This window comes from Natronorubrum texcoconense (assembly GCF_900100335.1).
GTDB lineage: Archaea > Halobacteriota > Halobacteria > Halobacteriales > Natrialbaceae > Natronorubrum > Natronorubrum texcoconense.
The window spans coordinates 12,896-27,999 of sequence record NZ_FNFE01000004.1 but is presented as its reverse complement, the minus strand read 5'-3'; the positions used below and the strand labels follow the sequence as shown (position 1 = coordinate 27,999).

General features: G+C 64.9%; 15 protein-coding genes. 5 read left to right on the top strand and 10 right to left on the bottom strand.

Features of this window, described 5'->3' with window-relative positions:
* Window positions 1-163 precede the first annotated feature (163 nt).
* Both hisG and BLT08_RS12925 read left to right on the top strand, forming a co-directional pair.
* A complete protein-coding gene (gene hisG, locus BLT08_RS12930) occupies window positions 164-1,027 on the top strand; it encodes an ATP phosphoribosyltransferase (RefSeq protein ID WP_090307844.1) in 864 nt (287 codons plus the stop codon).
* Between the two features lie 128 nt (window positions 1,028-1,155).
* Window positions 1,156-1,488, top strand: a complete 333-nt coding sequence (locus tag BLT08_RS12925) for a hypothetical protein (protein ID WP_090307841.1) — start codon at window positions 1,156-1,158, stop codon at window positions 1,486-1,488.
* 7 nt (window positions 1,489-1,495) lie between these two features.
* On the opposite strand, the gene BLT08_RS12920 is transcribed toward BLT08_RS12925, so the two are convergent.
* Window positions 1,496-1,924: a DUF7344 domain-containing protein gene (locus tag BLT08_RS12920; protein ID WP_090307837.1), complete on the bottom strand. Its 429-nt coding sequence runs from the start codon at window positions 1,922-1,924 to the stop codon at window positions 1,496-1,498.
* 295 nt (window positions 1,925-2,219) lie between these two features.
* Window positions 2,220-2,780, bottom strand: coding sequence for a TATA-box-binding protein (locus tag BLT08_RS12915; RefSeq protein ID WP_006092636.1), 561 nt, complete (start codon window positions 2,778-2,780; stop codon window positions 2,220-2,222).
* 205 nt (window positions 2,781-2,985) lie between these two features.
* On the opposite strand from BLT08_RS12915, the gene BLT08_RS12910 reads away from it, so the two are divergent.
* Window positions 2,986-4,092, top strand: a complete 1,107-nt coding sequence (locus BLT08_RS12910) for a methyltransferase domain-containing protein (protein ID WP_090307835.1) — start codon at window positions 2,986-2,988, stop codon at window positions 4,090-4,092.
* Window positions 4,093-4,437: 345 nt separating this feature from the next.
* Here BLT08_RS12910 and BLT08_RS12900 read toward each other — a convergent pair whose 3' ends face one another.
* The 6 genes from BLT08_RS12900 to BLT08_RS12875 form a co-directional block, all read right to left on the bottom strand.
* A complete protein-coding gene (locus tag BLT08_RS12900) occupies window positions 4,438-4,641 on the bottom strand; it encodes a DUF7576 family protein (protein WP_090307830.1) in 204 nt (67 codons plus the stop codon).
* Between the two features lie 35 nt (window positions 4,642-4,676).
* Window positions 4,677-4,985, bottom strand: a complete 309-nt coding sequence (locus tag BLT08_RS12895; RefSeq protein WP_090307827.1) for a HalOD1 output domain-containing protein — start codon at window positions 4,983-4,985, stop codon at window positions 4,677-4,679.
* Window positions 4,986-5,130: 145 nt separating this feature from the next.
* The gene (locus tag BLT08_RS12890) at window positions 5,131-7,317 is read right to left on the bottom strand and encodes a bacterio-opsin activator domain-containing protein (protein ID WP_090307823.1); all 2,187 of its coding nucleotides are present in this window, start codon (window positions 7,315-7,317) and stop codon (window positions 5,131-5,133) included.
* 698 nt (window positions 7,318-8,015) lie between these two features.
* A complete protein-coding gene (locus BLT08_RS12885) occupies window positions 8,016-8,744 on the bottom strand; it encodes a hypothetical protein (RefSeq protein ID WP_090307820.1) in 729 nt (242 codons plus the stop codon).
* A gap of 63 nt (window positions 8,745-8,807) precedes the next feature.
* Window positions 8,808-10,001 (bottom strand): inorganic phosphate transporter, encoded by a 1,194-nt coding sequence (locus BLT08_RS12880; RefSeq protein WP_090307817.1) that lies wholly within the window; start codon window positions 9,999-10,001, stop codon window positions 8,808-8,810.
* Window positions 10,002-10,251: 250 nt separating this feature from the next.
* Entirely contained in the window at window positions 10,252-10,974 is a 723-nt protein-coding gene (locus tag BLT08_RS12875; protein WP_090307813.1) for a DUF5828 family protein, read from the bottom strand.
* A 249-nt stretch (window positions 10,975-11,223) separates the two neighbouring features.
* Here BLT08_RS12875 and upp point away from each other — a divergent pair, with 249 nt between their 5' ends.
* On the top strand, window positions 11,224-11,901 hold the full coding sequence (upp, locus tag BLT08_RS12870; protein WP_090307809.1) for a uracil phosphoribosyltransferase: 678 nt from the start codon (window positions 11,224-11,226) through the stop codon (window positions 11,899-11,901).
* A gap of 53 nt (window positions 11,902-11,954) precedes the next feature.
* Window positions 11,955-12,335: a cupin domain-containing protein gene (locus tag BLT08_RS12865; RefSeq protein WP_090307805.1), complete on the top strand. Its 381-nt coding sequence runs from the start codon at window positions 11,955-11,957 to the stop codon at window positions 12,333-12,335.
* A gap of 77 nt (window positions 12,336-12,412) precedes the next feature.
* Here BLT08_RS12865 and BLT08_RS12860 read toward each other — a convergent pair whose 3' ends face one another.
* Both BLT08_RS12860 and BLT08_RS12855 read right to left on the bottom strand, forming a co-directional pair.
* A complete protein-coding gene (locus BLT08_RS12860; protein ID WP_090307801.1) occupies window positions 12,413-12,616 on the bottom strand; it encodes a YgaP family membrane protein in 204 nt (67 codons plus the stop codon).
* A 189-nt stretch (window positions 12,617-12,805) separates the two neighbouring features.
* Complete coding sequence (locus tag BLT08_RS12855) at window positions 12,806-14,917, bottom strand: S9 family peptidase (protein WP_090307798.1); 2,112 nt, start codon at window positions 14,915-14,917, stop codon at window positions 12,806-12,808.
* Between the last annotated feature and the right edge of the window lie 187 nt (window positions 14,918-15,104).

Sequence of the window (15,104 nt, the reverse complement as noted above, 5' to 3'; positions counted from 1 at the left end):
CGAGCGTGATACCCTGGAAGACGCATCTCGCAGTGTCGTGATGACGGGCATCGGCATCGGCCCGCGCGTAGAACGACCGGTGTCAACGAACAGCGGTGTCGTACCCTGCGGAGATTCGCCCGGATGAAAAGACAATTCCCCCACCGTGCCCAATACCCGGGCAATGCGAATCGCCGTTCCCAACAAGGGCCGCCTGCACGAGCCGACGATCGACCTCCTAGAGCGGGCGGGACTCCACCTCGAGAACGGTGCCGACCGGAAACTGTACGCGGACACGGTCGACCCCGACGTCTCCGTCCTCTTCGCCCGCGCGGCGGACATCCCCGAGTACGTCTCCGACGGCGCGGCGGACCTCGGCATCACCGGACTCGATCAGGTCCACGAGGCCCGCGTCGACGACGTCTCGGAGCTGCTCGATCTCGAGTTCGGCCGCTGTCGCCTCGTGCTGGCGGCGCCGGAGGACGGCGACATCGAGACCGTCGACGATCTGGCGGGCAAGACCGTCGCCACCGAGTTCCCGAACATCACCCGCGACTTCTTCGATGACACCGGCGTCGAACCCGATATCGTCGAAGTCACGGGAGCGACGGAGCTGACGCCGCACGTCGAGATGGCCGACGCCATCGTCGACATCACGAGCACGGGGACGACGCTCAAGATGAACCGGCTCGCAGTGGTCGACGACGTGCTCTCGAGCTCGGTCCGGCTGTTCGGCCGCGAGGACGTCCTCTCCGAGCCGAAAGTCGAGGAGGTCCGGACGGCGCTCTCCTCGGTCAAGCAGGCCGAGGGCAAGCGCTACCTGATGATGAACGTCCCGACGACGAAACTGGACGACGTCCGGGACGTCATTCCCGGGATGGGCGGGCCGACGGTGATGGATATCGCCGGGAAGGACGAGAACGGCGACGAAAAGGTGGCCGTCCACGTCGTCGTCGACGAACAGGACGTGTTCGAGACGATCACGGAGGTCAAAAAGGCCGGCGCGAGCGATATCCTGGTCACCGAGATCGAGCGGTTGATCGAGTAGTCGCGATCGGACCCTCGAGACGAGGGCGGCGCGAATCGTACGGCGGCCAAGGGCAGTGTGGACCGTATCAGGACCGGAGGAGTAGGATCGACGGTGGATTCAAGGTCGGTACTCACGAACGCTGATCAATGGCCGGAACCAGCTTCGTCAGGCCGCAGTGGTTCCACCTCCCGCTCACAGCGGTCGGGCTGCTCGTCCTTCTCGGAGTCGTGGGAGCCACGCTGGTCGCACTCAGTATCGTGTTCTATCTACTGCTCGGGCTTCTTTTCGGCGTCCCCCTCGCGTTCGTCGTAGGCGAACTGTCGATATCCCGAATCGCTGCCGACCGAGCCAGCGAACCGCTCGCGTGGCTCGCCGGGGTTCTTCTCTGCATCGTGTCGATTCCGTGGTTCGACCGGTATCACCGGTGGCTCGGTCGCGTACTCCGGGAAACGAACGTCGATACCGATACGGAGGACTGAACGGACACTACTCCGACTGCGACTCCAGCCGAGAGTCGACCGGTCCCTCGAGCGACTCCGCTTCGAGCAGCGGCTCGAACGCCGGGAGCGTCGCTCCGGGGGAGACGAGCCCCTGCACTTGGTCGTACGCGAGGGCGCGATGGTCCTCGAGCAGCGGGAGGTGGGTCCGGCAGAGCGAGACGTGGACGCGCTGGCGGAGTTCGAGGAGCGACGTGACGGCCGTCGCGTCGTGTTCGGCGTCCGCGATTCGTGCGACGAGCGTGGACACCGGGAGGGAGCCGTCCTCGGCGAGGAGACTGCGGAGCACCTCGCGTCGACGGTCGTTGCCCAGCACGCGACGGACTGCCGCACGCGGGAGGGCTCCCTGAAATCGCTCGATACTGCCGGGAGCGGGGCTATCCTGCGCGGTTGCCAGTCGGTCTGGATGGATCGTCATCGATAGCTGAAACTCAGCCGAGGATCCAATAAACGCGGCTGGTCGTTCCACTCCCTGAGACACAGTTCACCCCACTACGAATCGTTCACGGGCCGGTAAACGATCGATAATCCGGCCGAAGAGAGTGATCGGTCTCGGTGAACGGTTCAGGAGATCAGCGCGGAGAGTCGGAGATGCGACCGTCGAGAACGAATCGAAAACCGTGACCGACCGATACTGTCGGTTTCCGTGACCCAGTTCGGCGAAGGCGCCGCTGAGAATCAGCGTTCACCGCGAGGACCGAAACTGAGCGGCGTTACTCGAGCAGGCCGAGGTCCTCGAGCCGTGAGACGATCTTGTCGACGGCGTGTTCGGCGTCGACGGGCTTCTTTCCGCCGGTGATGACGAGTTTCCCGGAGCCAAAGAGCAGGGCCACCACTTCGGGGTCGTCGAGGCGGTAGACCAGGCCGGGGAACTGTTCTGGCTCGTACTCGATGTTCTCGAGGCCGAGACCGATCGCGATCGCGTTCAGGTTGAGGTTGCGGCCCAGGTCGGCGCTGGTGACGATGTTCTGGACGACGATTTCGGGGTCCTCGTTGACCTGAATCTGCAGTTCACGAAGCTTATCGAAGACGATACGCAGGCTCTCGTGGACGTCGTCGGTCGATTTCGCGCCGGTGCAGACGATCTTCCCCGAGCGGAAGATCAGGGCGGCGGACTTGGGGTTCTGCGTGCGGTAGACGAGGCCGGGGAACTGTTCGGGGTCGTAGTCGGCCCCCTCGAGGTCCATGGCCACGCTCTGTAGGTCGAGCTCCTGTCCGATACCGGTCGACGCCACCACGTTTTCGATGTTGATGGTGTCCTTGGGATCCGTCATAAGTCGCTTAAAAAGACGTATTTAAGGTTTATAAAGGTTAGTACCGCCACCTGATATATCCGGTATATAGGGCGCCCGCGTCGATCGAATACCGCTCGATTTCACGGCGATTAGTGTCTGATAAACGGTCCTGGCCCGAACGAATCTCGAGCGAACCGTCACGAAAAACGGTAGGCTCATGGCTTCCCCGCGGCGACGACTACGCGTGTATCTACTCGAGCTCGGCGGCGAGGACGACGCCTTTGCGGCCCGCGAGGCAGCCAGCGGGGCCGCCGACGTCCGTCGAATCGCCCCCGGACTCGCCGTCGCGAACGCCGTCGCTCCCGAGCGAATCCGCGGATTGGCGTACACTCACCGCGCGAGCGAACTGCTCGGCCGGACCGACGCCGACCCGGCGAGCGCCCGCACGCTGCTCGAGGCCGCATCGATCGACCGCGAGGGAACGGTTGCGGTCCGTGCGACCGACGTCCACGGCTCGAGCGGCGTCGATACCGAGCGAATGGAGCGTGAACTCGGCCAAATCCTGGTCGATCGTGGCTTCGCGGTGGATCTCGACGACCCCGACCACGTGCTCCGGGCGACGTTTTCGGAAGGGGCACTCGAGTCCGGTGGCGGGCTCGAGGCTGAACGAGAGACTGGTGACCTGTTCGCGTCCGAAACGGGCGACGAAGCGCTCGACGAGACGGTTGCGGTCTGCGCGCTCGGCTGGCTCGCCGCCGAGAGCGTGCGCGATTTCGGCTCGCGCGCGCCCACGGACAAACCGTTCTTCCAGCCCGGGAGCATGGACCCGCTGCTCGCCCGCGCCGTCGCGAACGTCGCGGGGGCGCGGCCGGGAGCCACGGTGCTGGACCCGATGTGTGGCACCGGCGGCGTGCTCGTCGAGGCCGGACTGGTGGGTGCCGACGTCGTCGGGACGGACGCCCAGGCGAAGATGGTCGCGGGTGCGCGGAAGAATCTGGGCCACTTTCTCGAGTCAGACGAGCTCTCTCCCGTGGGTGTCGAGCGAGGCGAGTGGCACGTCGGTCGCGGCGACGGCACCCGGCTGCCGCTGGCGGACGACGCCGTCGACGGCGTGGTGTTCGACGCCCCCTACGGCCGGCAGTCGAAGATCGAGACGCACCGACTCGAGGATCTCGTGTCGGGTGCGCTGTCGGAGGCCCGCCGGGTCGCCCCGCGGGCCGTCGTCGTCGCGGATCGGTCGTGGGCCGGCGAGGCGCGGGAAGCGGGTTGGGAACTCGAGGCCGCGTTCGAACGCCGCGTTCATCGGTCGTTGACGCGGTACGTACTGATTCTCGAGCGGCGGGAGCCGTAGTCGACCCGAGTTCGAACGAGAGTAACGCGAGTCGTCTCCGCGCGTCAGATCACAGCGTTCGTCGAGGAGCGCGGTTCGAGTCAACGGCGAGTCACTCGGTGATAGACGCGGTCAGTATCGCACCACGGCGTCTCCCGGACGGCAGGGACTCGCTACTGCCGGATGGTGACGGTCAGCGTCGACGTGATCCAGGCCTGATCGTTCCGTGGATCGGTGACGACGGCGACGACACCGTCGTCGACGGTGAACTCGGTGTATTCGTCACGTATTTGCTCTGCAGCAGTATCGTTGGCGTCTTACTCATTGGAATCTGAAGGGAGGAGCTGATCCGACTGTAACCGTTCATCACGAGTCGCCGGCGTCGCGAGCCGACCGCCACTCGTCGTGACACGCGTTGCTACAGAACCGAACGATGCGGTACCTCCCGTCCGAATCCGTGTATCCGACCGTCGGGTGCCAGCTACCGGGATCGAGGCTCGTTCCGCAGGTCGCACAGCGGTCGGGGGAGTCGGGCGTTCCGGGGGTCGACGGGGAGCCGTCGTCATCCATCGAAACCTCCGGCGCTGGAGTAGCTCATCGGCGACTCAGTTCGCGCGTGCGTACCCCGAGGCGGCTCGTTCACTCGGCGTCTCCGAGTTCGCGGTGACGGTAACGGTGTCGTCTCGAATGCTGACCGCACACCCCGCTATCGTAAAGGAGAGCTGCGTCCCGTTCTGTGCCCGACCGGTTCGCGGTTGGAAAATCGCGTTGAGAGCGTCCGGATCGATTACGGTATAGAGCGGCGGCAGTTCGTCGACTGGGGTATCTGTCGCGGCCGAAACCGCCAGAGCTACCGTGGTACACACCTCGTCGGCCGGAGACAGCTGTTGGGTTACGGGTTCGGTTGCGCTCATCTGTTGATCTATCCGTAGAAACGGAGTGTACCGGGAAAGCCATACTAGCTCAACTGAAAGATGCGCGCTCGAGCGGAGGCTATCAGTTGAGATACCGGTGGGCGAAGCTGCAAGCGGAGACGAACGCGGCGTTCGATCGACGGCCTCAGTCGGTGTAGAGGAGTGTCAAGAGTTTTCGCAGGGCTGCGCGGAGGTGGTGATTGAACGTCGGCTGTGCGATGTCGAGGGTTGCCGCCACGTCTCGTCCGCTGCTCGCGCGCGGTGATTCGAAGTAGCCGCTGAAGAAGGCCGTTCGAAGGACTTCCGCCTGACGTTCGGTGAGACGGTCGTCGAGCGTCGTCTGGAACGCCTGACGCGTCTGCACCGATCGCTCGTCTTCGCGACTCGCCACCAGCGTCGACTCCGGATACGTCGACTGGAATCGCTCCGCAAATCCGCGAACGTCGGCGTTGCTGGAGAGTTCGACCGTCAGTTGGCCCGTTCCGTGCTCTGCCGTCAGCGTCTGCACCGTCACCCCCTGTTCGAGACAGAACGAAACGACGTTCGGCTCCCGCAGCGTACACTCGAACACGCAGCCGCCCTCCCGTTCTGCGACGAGCGCGAGATCGTCGATGGCGAGCGCTCGCTCGGCGAACGCGACCACCTCCTCGACCGGCGCGCCGTGGGTCGAGAAAAAGACCCGAAGCCGATCGTCGGTTCGCGGGACGACGCTCTCGAAGGTGATCTCGCAATCGACCGCGTCGGTCAACTCCAGGAACACGAGCTCCGCGTCCCGCACCTGAAACTTGAGTTCGACGACCCGATCGCTGATCAGCGCCTTCTTGCTCTCGACCCCGTTGATCGCGTGGGCGATCGTCTCACCGAGTTCGGAGAGGACAGCCTGCACCCGATCGGTGAAGATCCCCGGGCGATCCGCGTAGATGGTCAACACGCCGTACAGCGTCTCCGCGTACACGAGCGGAATACTCGCGATCGACCGATAGCCGCGTTTCATCGTCTCCTCGCGCCACGGGGCGTACGAGAGATCCCGCATCGTATCCTCGATCACCTGGAGTTCACGCGTGCGTACGGCAGTTCCACCCGGCCCTCGCCCGGTCTGGCTCTCGTCGGTCGTGATCGTGACGCTCTCGAGATAGCCGTCCTCGACGCCCGCACGAGCGTGTGGCGTCAGCGCCTGCGTGAGCGCGTCGTGTACGCCGATCCAGGCGAACCGGAACGAGTCGGCGGCCACGAGTCGATCGCAGACGGCTTGCTCGATCTCGGTTCGCGTCGTCGCGTGGACGACGCCCTGTACGATATCGCGGATCATCGCGTTGATCTGGTCGAGTTGCTCGAGCGACTCGGTCTGCGTCTCGAGTTCGGCCTCCCGCTCCTGCAGTCGCCGTTCGCGCTCGAGACGCTCCAGTGCCGCCTGCGTGTTCGTCGCCAGAATCTTCGCGTAATCGACGCCGGTAGACGGGATCGTCGGCGAACTCGCCGAGCCAAGGAGGAAGACGCCGTGGGTAGCGAGCGGGAACACGATTCGGCTGTCCAGCGGGAACTCGGCGTTCGTGCGGTCAGTCTGGGAACTCCCGTCGGCGTCGATGAGGACCTGATCCGTGGCGAAGGCTCGTCCGACGATCTCCGCACAGGACGACGTCAGTCGGGTCGAAACGTCGGCCACGTCGCCGGTCGGGTTCTCGGTGGGTAGGGGTTCTTCCGCTCGGTCGGTGGCGGCGAGCGGCCGCAACGTGCCGTGATCGGTGTCGTAGAGACAGACCATCGCGACGGGAAAGTCGAGTGAGTCCGCCGCCGCCGTGACCGCTCGCTCGGCGATGTCGTCGAAGGACGTCATCGCCATCAGTTCCCTCGAGACCGTCGACAGCGCGGTCAACTGCGTCTCACGCTGGTGGCGCTCGAGCGCGTGCCGGAGCGATCGAGACAGGAGTTCGCTACCGATCTCGTCTTTCACCAGGTACGCCTGGGCACCCTGCTGGACGGCACGGATGCCGACCGACTCATCGGAGAGACCCGTAAGCACCACGATTGGCACGGCTACCGAGTGCTCGAGGACGGTCGTAAGCGTCTCCAGTCCCGTGCTATCCGGGAGCCCCAGATCGAGCAACACGATATCGACCGTCGACTCGGCCAACTGCTGGAGTCCCGTCTCGAGTCGATCGGCGTGCAGTAGCTCCATCGTACCGGTTCCAGGTTCCGGGTGTGGGGTATCGCCACTCCCGCTTTTGATCGACGACAGGGGAACGGTCGTTTCCCGAAGCATCTCCTCGATCAATCGGGCATCGCCTGGATTGTCCTCGATGAGGAGAACACGGAATGTATCGTCCGCTATCATAGACGCAGATCACGTCACCACAGTCACAGTTTCGTTCACGTTCCGATTTGATTCAGCAGACATTCGGTTGTGTTAGATTTTTGAGACAGTACTCGAGTTGTTCGTGTGAATCCCACTACATTTAGACGATTACTCGTCGATATATAGTCTGATGACGAGCGGACAAATAAATCCACAGGCGTGGATGAACGGTCAGGCATCCTGTGACGCCCTCTCGGCAGTTCCACAGTCCCGGCCGTTTGAGTAGTCGACCAACAGTTCGGGTCACCCACACGTGTACTCTTGCGTTCAGTTATTCCAGGCCGCTCGGCCCGCATCGGTCGCCGCGGAGACCCGCACGAGTCGCTCGTCCCGATTCGTCCTACGAACAGACCCAATTCCAGGCGATCGAACGGCGCGTCGGCGAGCGGAGTCGGTCCGACCGGTGTGTCCGAACGAAGTGCCGCTGGTAGCCACGCCTACCCGGCTAACGAATGTACTGAGAATCGATCGTCATTTTGCCGAATTAATCGAAGCGATCGGCACGTAGCCAGGGGCTCGAGTAGATTCGCGGGTTCTCCCGTGGAAATCAGTACCCGAAGGCGGCGTTCGATTCGCCACGACGATTCAGCGACCGTCTTCGGTGACCCCGTTCGGTCGCTATCGGACAGGCATCGATTCGGACTACTGCGAAGCGATCCGCAGCGGTCCGTTGCCGTTCACGCCGCCCGTCCGTCGACGAGTCCCTGCAGTTCGGTCGCGACCTCCGGCGGGACGACGATCCGTCGCGGCCCCGCGACGTACTGACCGTCGGGTTCCGCGTACTCGAGTTTCAGGATCGTCGCGTCGCCGAGTCGGCGCGTCGAGACGCCTTGAATGACCTCGAGATCGATCGCCTGATCGGGATCGTAGAGGTAGACCGTCCGCTTCTCGCGGTCGAGTGTACCGACCGACCGCAGAAACGACGCGAGCACGAGCGCGATGAGCGCAAGGGGGAGCAACAGCGCGGCCATCCCGGTAAACGGGCCGGCACCGACCTCCAGCAGCTCTCGCCGGGAGACGTACCGCCCGACGACCATCAGCGAGCCCATGACGCCCATCATCGCGATCGTTCCGAGCGCGGCGTCCATCGCTCGCTCGAGAGCCGTCCCGGACGGCGTCGCGATTGGAAGCCGGCTGGCGAGGGCCTCAAGCCGGCGTTCGGTGTGACTGGTGACGGCGAACGCGAGAATCGTCACGACGACTGCGGCGAACATCGCGATGATAATCGCGCCGGCGCCGGCCTGCGCGGCGAGATCGTACAGTCGCCAGAAGACGATGATCGTGATCGCGGCGAAGAACGTCCCGACGCCGAGCGACCACAGCAGGCGAACGGTTCGAGACGTCGAGGCGTCGCGTCGCCACTGAATCGTCTCGGTATCGTTCGGATTCGCAGCGTCCTCGTCCATACCAGCACTCGCGACCCGTCGTGTAAAGCCTGTTCGATGTCGGTCAGCCCGTACGGGCGAGCATCAGAACAGCAGCGCGTCGATCACGACGAAGCCGACATAGGAGATGATAATCGAGCCGGCCAACGAGCCGATCCACGCGAGGACGGTGTACCCCATCTTACGTGCGCTGACGCCCCCGCCGGCGCCGGCCGCGGCGTAGCCGCTCCCGATGATCGCGCTGACGATGATCTCGTTGAACGAGACCGGAATGCCGTAGAGGACGGCGACCTGGGCGATGATGAACGACGGGATGAGCGCGGCGATCGACCGACGCGGACCGAGCGAGGAGTAGTCCTGCGAGATCGCCTTGATCATCCGCGGCGCGCCGGTCCACGAGCCGAGCAGGAGGCCGAACCCGCCGCCGACGAGCAGGGCGATCAGCGGCAGGCCGACGTCACCCGACAGCGGAATCAGCGGCCCGACCGCCAGTCCGACCTGACTGCCGCCGGCGGAGAACGCGACCAGTCCGCCGAGGATCAACAGGAAATGGCGCTCGCCCTGTTCGATGTCGCTCCGAAGATCGATCGCGATCGCACCCGCCCAAAGCGCCGCCATCACGGCCGTCGCGGCGACGATACCGACGAGCTCCGGTCCCGGAACCCAGCCGCTCGAGGCCTGTGCGATCGATTCGCCGCCGGCACCCTCCGAGCCGAGGATCGCAAACTCGATGTTCGCGACGATGACGCCGACCAGCGCCGACAGGCCGATTATCAGATACTCCTCCGCGATCGGTTCGCTCCGGAGTACTCGAGCGATCGCGTAGGCGAGGCCACCGCCGACGAAGGGGGTCAGAATCCACAACGTGGCGATTTCCGTGTACTTCGCCCACGCGGGATCGCCTCCCATCGCGAGCCCGACACCGACGACTGCGCCGGTTACCGTAAACGCGGTCGCTATCGGATACCCCGCGAAGACGCCGATTGCGACCAGCCCGGCCGCGATAATCAGGGCGACGGTCGCCGCCAGCGGCGACAGCGTCACGCCGCCGATCAGGTCGGCACCGACCGCCTCGGAGACGTTCGCGCCCTGCAAAACTGCACCGGCGAAGCCGAGAATACCGACGAGAAAGCCCGCTCGCATCACCGAGATCGCGTTCGCGCCGACCGCCGGGGCGAACGGTGTCGACCCGCTCGAGCCGGCACCGATCGCCCAGGCCATGAAGAGACTGGCGAGTGCAGCGACCAGAAACGTCGCGATCGTCACGATCTCGACCATCTATCCCGGCTTACCAGCTAGCCCTACAAGTGTGTGCCGACCTGTACCCGTCTCTCGAGACCCTACGACGTTCGCGAGGAGTGAAACGGCCGATCCCCACCCTAAAAAGTCTCGAACACCCCGAGCATCTCCTCGTCACGCTGCGCAACCGACAATTTGCAGCGGGCGAATGATGCTACCGATGGTCCGGGCAGTGATCAGTCAGTGAAAATCGCAGATTGCGAGACTGTACCGGCGCGACTCGGGTGACTCAGTTCGTCGTCGACCGCGAGTTGTCTTCCGGCTCCGGCGGCGGTTCGGCGCCCTCGATCGCCTCCGCGGCGTCGGTGTCCTTCTCGACTTCGACGTGCCAGCGGTCGATCTCCTCGTCGAACTCGGCGAGGCGATCGGAGACGTCGTCTTTGAGAACGTCGTCGTTGACGTTGACCTCGAAGACGAACTGCTCGCCGTTGCCGCCGTTGCGCGTCGACTGCTGGATGTTAGCGCTGACGAGTTCGTTGTCGAAGTAGTACGGCGCGAGCTGGGTCATCACGTTCTGGTAGACCGTGTCCTCGACCCGGCGGAACGCCTTGCGGCTGGCGGAGTCGGCCGCCCGCGCGACGTAGTCGATCGACTCCTTCCAGTTGCCGACCGCGGCTTCCGCGTCGTCCTCCTCGAGTCGCTCGTACGACTCCGAGAGCTTCTCGCCGGCGGTCTTGATGTCCTCGTCGGGGTTCTTGCCGGCCTTCTCCCCTTTCCCCTCCTCGATACTGGCCTGCTCGGACGTCTTCTCGCTGACGTCGGTATCGAGGGTCTCGTGAGCCTTGGGGCGCCACTCCTCCCATTCCTCGAACGCGCGAGTGAAGCCCGCCTGGTAGTCGGCGGCAGGGTCGTGAACGCCGGCGTCTCGGAGCGCGCGCGTGATGCGCTCGCCGTGCTCGACGACGTCGCCCCAGTCACCGCGGACCTTGAATCCCGAGATACTCTCTTCCATTCGGCTGGCCGGGTGATAGGAGATGGACCGCTATAAACTTCCTTGCTGCGAGCAAATGGTGCCGGCGAGCGCGGGCGCCAACACTTCCGCTCGAGCGTCGCAACCGTCTCGACGATGTGGGGATGGTGTTGCTGATACTATGAACAATCAGGGTGACGGTCGATCAGTGAGAGCCATCACCGTGGCGCAGCCTCCCGCCGTCAGCGGCGGACCGATACGATGAACTACCCGGCGACAGCCTGTAGAGATATGCCGATCGAAGACCGGGACAACGCGTATCTCATCACTCACGCACTGGCGAAAGACACGCTCTCGCGGCTTCGCGACGTCGAGACCGAGCAGGTCAGCTTTCGGAAAGGGCTGGTGAAGCTCGGGCGCATCTGCGGCTACGAGATCATCGACGGCCGGATGGAGACCGAGTACGTCGAGATCGAGACGCCGCTCGAGCCCACGATGGGCGAGCGCGTCCGCGGGCTCGACGACGTCGTGATCATCAACGTCCTGCGCGCGGCGACGCCGTTCGTGGAGGGACTCCTGAAGGCGTTCCCCCGCGCGCGCCAGGGCGTCATCAGCGCGAGCCGCGACGAGGAGGCCGGTCGCGACGAGGACGGCTCGTTCCCCATCTCCGTAGACTACGTGAAACTGCCCGAGATCACCGAGGAGGACACCGTGATCGTCGCGGATCCGATGCTCGCGACGGGAAGTACGATGTGTACCGTCCTCGAGCACGTCATCGAGAACTCGCCGGAGCCGGAGAACCTGATCGTCCTCTCGGCGGTCTCCGCCCCCGAAGGACTGCTCCGCGTCGACGAGGAGTGTCCGCAGGCGGATCTGTTGACGGTGTCGATCGACGACTACCTCGACGACGACGGCTTCATCGTCCCCGGGCTGGGCGACGCCGGCGACCGCGCGTTCCGGACGACCTAAGCTGTCACTCGCGCTGCCGTCGCCTTTTTGCGGATAGGCTGTGAGTCTATGACATGGACTACAGCGTCGTCGATCCGGACGAACTCGAGCCAATCGAAGACCGAGACTGTGATCTCCGCCTGGTGAGCAAATCTGCCGGCCTCGAGAACGTTGCCATCAACCGCTTTCGAGCGGAGCCGGGCGAACAGTTGCCCCTGGCCTACCACTATCACGAACAACAGGAGGAGGCGTTTATCGTCCAGTCGGGGACGCTTCACGTCGAAACCCCCGACGGCGAGTACGAGGTGCCGGCGGGGTCGGTGTTTTCGGTCCGGCCTGAAGCGCCACAGCGGGCGTACAACCCCGCGGACGCCGAGACGGCGGTCGAGGTCTTCGCGATCGGTGCGCCGGCGGTCAGGGGTGACGCGGTGAAGTACGAACCGGACGACGAGTGATCGGGTTCCCGGCGACCGAACTCGCAAGCATCCGCCCGTTACGACTCGCGCAACCCCCGTTTGCCACCTGGTCGTGGCTACTGATCCGTTCCGCAGGTATCGATCCCGAACAGTGCGTTCATCGGGCAGCGCTGGATGATCGCCGTCGCGAAGATATCGCTTCCGGCGATGAACGCGAGCGCGCCGAGCGTCCGATTTCGGTTTCGGTAGCCGAATACGAGTAACGCGAGGCCGACCACGACGCGCCAGACGCGATCGAACCCGCCGACGTTTCGATCCATGCGCGGAACCACGAGTGCGACGTCCGTAGGGATTTCCTTGCAGTCCAGTGAATCTCCTCGCGGGTATCCGGTGCACTCGAACCCCTTCGTTTCCGGTCGAACCGACCGCAACAGCCGTTCGGGCGGGGTACGACGGCTGTCGGTCGAGGCGAAACGGTCATCTGGACTCCCGCGCGAATCGCGGTTCTGTTACTCCTCGGACTTCGACTCGTTATCCCCGCTCGAGAGCCCGTCCGTTCGCTCGCGCTCGAGCGCCGGGGGGGCCTCGTGGGAGTCGGCGTAGCCGTCGAACCAACGGGCGATGCGCTCGAGTCGGTCGACGACGTGGGCCGGTTCGCCGGAGCGGGAGAGTTCGTGGCCCTCTCGCGGGTAGCGAACGAGTCGCGTGTCGACGCCGTGTTTCTGCAGGCCGAGGTAGAACAGTTCGGCCGTGTTCGCGGGCGTGCGGTAGTCGCGGTCGGAGTGCATCACGAGCGTCGGCGTGTCGACCCCGGCGACGTGGGCGGCGGGTGACTGCTCCCAGAGGAACTCGGGTTCCTCCCACGGCGTCGCCCCGAAGTCGCCCTCGATCAGCTTGAACGCGTCCGTCGAGCCGTAGAAGCTCGTGAGATCGTAGACGCCGCGCTGGGAGACTGCGGCCTCGAAGCGGTCGGTCTGGGTGACCGCCCACGCGGTCATGAAGCCGCCGAAGCTGCCGCCGGTGACGAACTGCTCGCCTTCGTCGACGTACTCGCGCTCGCAGACCGCGTCGACCCCGGCGAGCACGTCGGTCAGGGTGACCTCGCCCCAGTCGCGCTCGATGGCCGTCGCGTGGTCCTCGCCGTAGCCCGTCGATCCCCGCGGGTTACACCAGAAGATGACGTATCCCCGCGCCGCGAGCGTCTGGAACTCGTGCCACATCGTTCCGGACGTCGTCCACTGGGCGTGTGGCCCGCCGTGAATATTGACGACGAGCGGGTACTGTTCGTCGGTGGCGTCGGCGTCGAACTCCGGTGGCGTGAGCAGCCAGCCCTGAATTCGGTGACGTTCCTCGCTCTCACTCGATTCCTCGTCGACCTCGAGCCACACCTCCTCGGGCTGTCGGACGGGTTTATCGGCGAGGTAGTCGGCGTTGACCCGCGTCAGCCGGTGGACCTCGTTGCCTCCGCGCGTGGTGACGAAAACGTCGCCGGGATGGTCCCACTCGCTGAGGACGTACGCGACGGCGTTCTCGCCGACGGAGAAGCCGCCGATGTCAGTGCCGTCGCCGTACACCTTCGCGGGGTCCTCGCTCGCGTCGCCCGGCACCGACCACAGCACCCGCGACCCCTCGTCGGGCGTCGAGAGGTACAGCGTCTCGCCGTCGGGCGCCCACTCGAAGCCACAGCGGTGGCCGACGGTCCGGTCAAGCGACTCCGTCGGCGTTCGTTCCTCGCCGGTTTCGCGGTCGTGGACCCGGATTTCGGTCTGGCGCATCGAGGCGTTCTCCTCGGGCGTGTACTCGAAGGCGATCCGGCCGTCGTCGGTCGCCTCGAGCGACGAGACCCAGCCCGTGGTCTCCGTGAACGAGTCGACGGCTCCCGAAGAAAGGTCGTGTTCGTACAGCTCGTACGTGAGCGAGTCGTCCGGCACCTCGCCGGTCTTAGCGGCGTAGTAGACGGTCTCGCCGTCGCCCCACGTCGGCGCGACGTAGTCCCGGTCGACGGGCTGGTCGTCCGTCCCGGTGAGCCGCGCGATCGCGTCACCGTCGGGGTCGTCGGTCTCGGAGGACTCGAGCGCGGCCGCGACGTCGAGCGCGTATACGTGACTCCGTCGGCCGTCGAGGTACTCGGTTCCGGCGCGGTAGACCATCCGGTCGATGACGCGCGGATCAGGCTCCTCGGGCTCGTAGTCGGGATCGACCGCGAGGTCGCGGTTCGTCTCGCGGTCGTCAGGAGTGACCTGCTGGGTGAACAGTAGTCGGGAGCCGTCGGGACTCCACTCGAGGTCGCCGATCCCCCCGACGACCGACGTCAGCCGCCGCGCTTCGCCGCCGTCGGTCGGAACGAGCCACAGCTGTTGGCGGTCGGTCTCGCCGCGGGTGCTGGCGAACGCGAGCCGGTCGCCGCTCGGACTGAAGCGGGGCTGGCTGTCGACGCCGTCGCTGGCGGTGAACTGTCTCGGTTGGTCGCCGCCGACGGGAACGACGTAGATCGTCGCGGTGTACGACTCGTCGTCCTCGGGCGTTCGACGGACGAAGGCGACGCGCTCGTCACCGGGTTCGAACTGCGGATCGCTCACCTGCACGATGTCGTGGTAATCGGCGGCCTGAATCGATCGCATAGTCAACACTCCCCAGTCGTGAACCTTGTTCGCATCGATACGTTCAGCCCTATCGATTCGACACTGCTCGTCGAATCGTTCCCACACAATCGGACTCGAACGGTTCAGTTACTTTTTCAATATGACGGGCGTAGGTGTCGTCCGTGGCCGCTGGAAACACACCCGATTCGATCGGTGCAGGCAACCG

What these genes read in the sequence shown, in the direction of transcription:
- hisG (WP_090307844.1), top strand. Translation starts at nt 164, where the DNA reads ATGCGAATCGCCGTTCCCAACAAGGGCCGCCTGCACGAGCCGACGATC.
- BLT08_RS12925 (WP_090307841.1), top strand. Translation starts at nt 1,156, where the DNA reads ATGGCCGGAACCAGCTTCGTCAGGCCGCAGTGGTTCCACCTCCCGCTC.
- BLT08_RS12920 (WP_090307837.1), bottom strand. Translation starts at nt 1,924, where the DNA reads ATGACGATCCATCCAGACCGACTGGCAACCGCGCAGGATAGCCCCGCT.
- BLT08_RS12915 (WP_006092636.1), bottom strand. Translation starts at nt 2,780, where the DNA reads ATGACGGATCCCAAGGACACCATCAACATCGAAAACGTGGTGGCGTCG.
- BLT08_RS12900 (WP_090307830.1), bottom strand. Translation starts at nt 4,641, where the DNA reads ATGGATGACGACGGCTCCCCGTCGACCCCCGGAACGCCCGACTCCCCC.
- BLT08_RS12895 (WP_090307827.1), bottom strand. Translation starts at nt 4,985, where the DNA reads ATGAGCGCAACCGAACCCGTAACCCAACAGCTGTCTCCGGCCGACGAG.
- BLT08_RS12890 (WP_090307823.1), bottom strand. Translation starts at nt 7,317, where the DNA reads ATGATAGCGGACGATACATTCCGTGTTCTCCTCATCGAGGACAATCCA.
- BLT08_RS12885 (WP_090307820.1), bottom strand. Translation starts at nt 8,744, where the DNA reads ATGGACGAGGACGCTGCGAATCCGAACGATACCGAGACGATTCAGTGG.
- BLT08_RS12880 (WP_090307817.1), bottom strand. Translation starts at nt 10,001, where the DNA reads ATGGTCGAGATCGTGACGATCGCGACGTTTCTGGTCGCTGCACTCGCC.
- BLT08_RS12875 (WP_090307813.1), bottom strand. Translation starts at nt 10,974, where the DNA reads ATGGAAGAGAGTATCTCGGGATTCAAGGTCCGCGGTGACTGGGGCGAC.
- upp (WP_090307809.1), top strand. Translation starts at nt 11,224, where the DNA reads ATGCCGATCGAAGACCGGGACAACGCGTATCTCATCACTCACGCACTG.
- BLT08_RS12865 (WP_090307805.1), top strand. Translation starts at nt 11,955, where the DNA reads ATGGACTACAGCGTCGTCGATCCGGACGAACTCGAGCCAATCGAAGAC.
- BLT08_RS12860 (WP_090307801.1), bottom strand. Translation starts at nt 12,616, where the DNA reads ATGGATCGAAACGTCGGCGGGTTCGATCGCGTCTGGCGCGTCGTGGTC.
- BLT08_RS12855 (WP_090307798.1), bottom strand. Translation starts at nt 14,917, where the DNA reads ATGCGATCGATTCAGGCCGCCGATTACCACGACATCGTGCAGGTGAGC.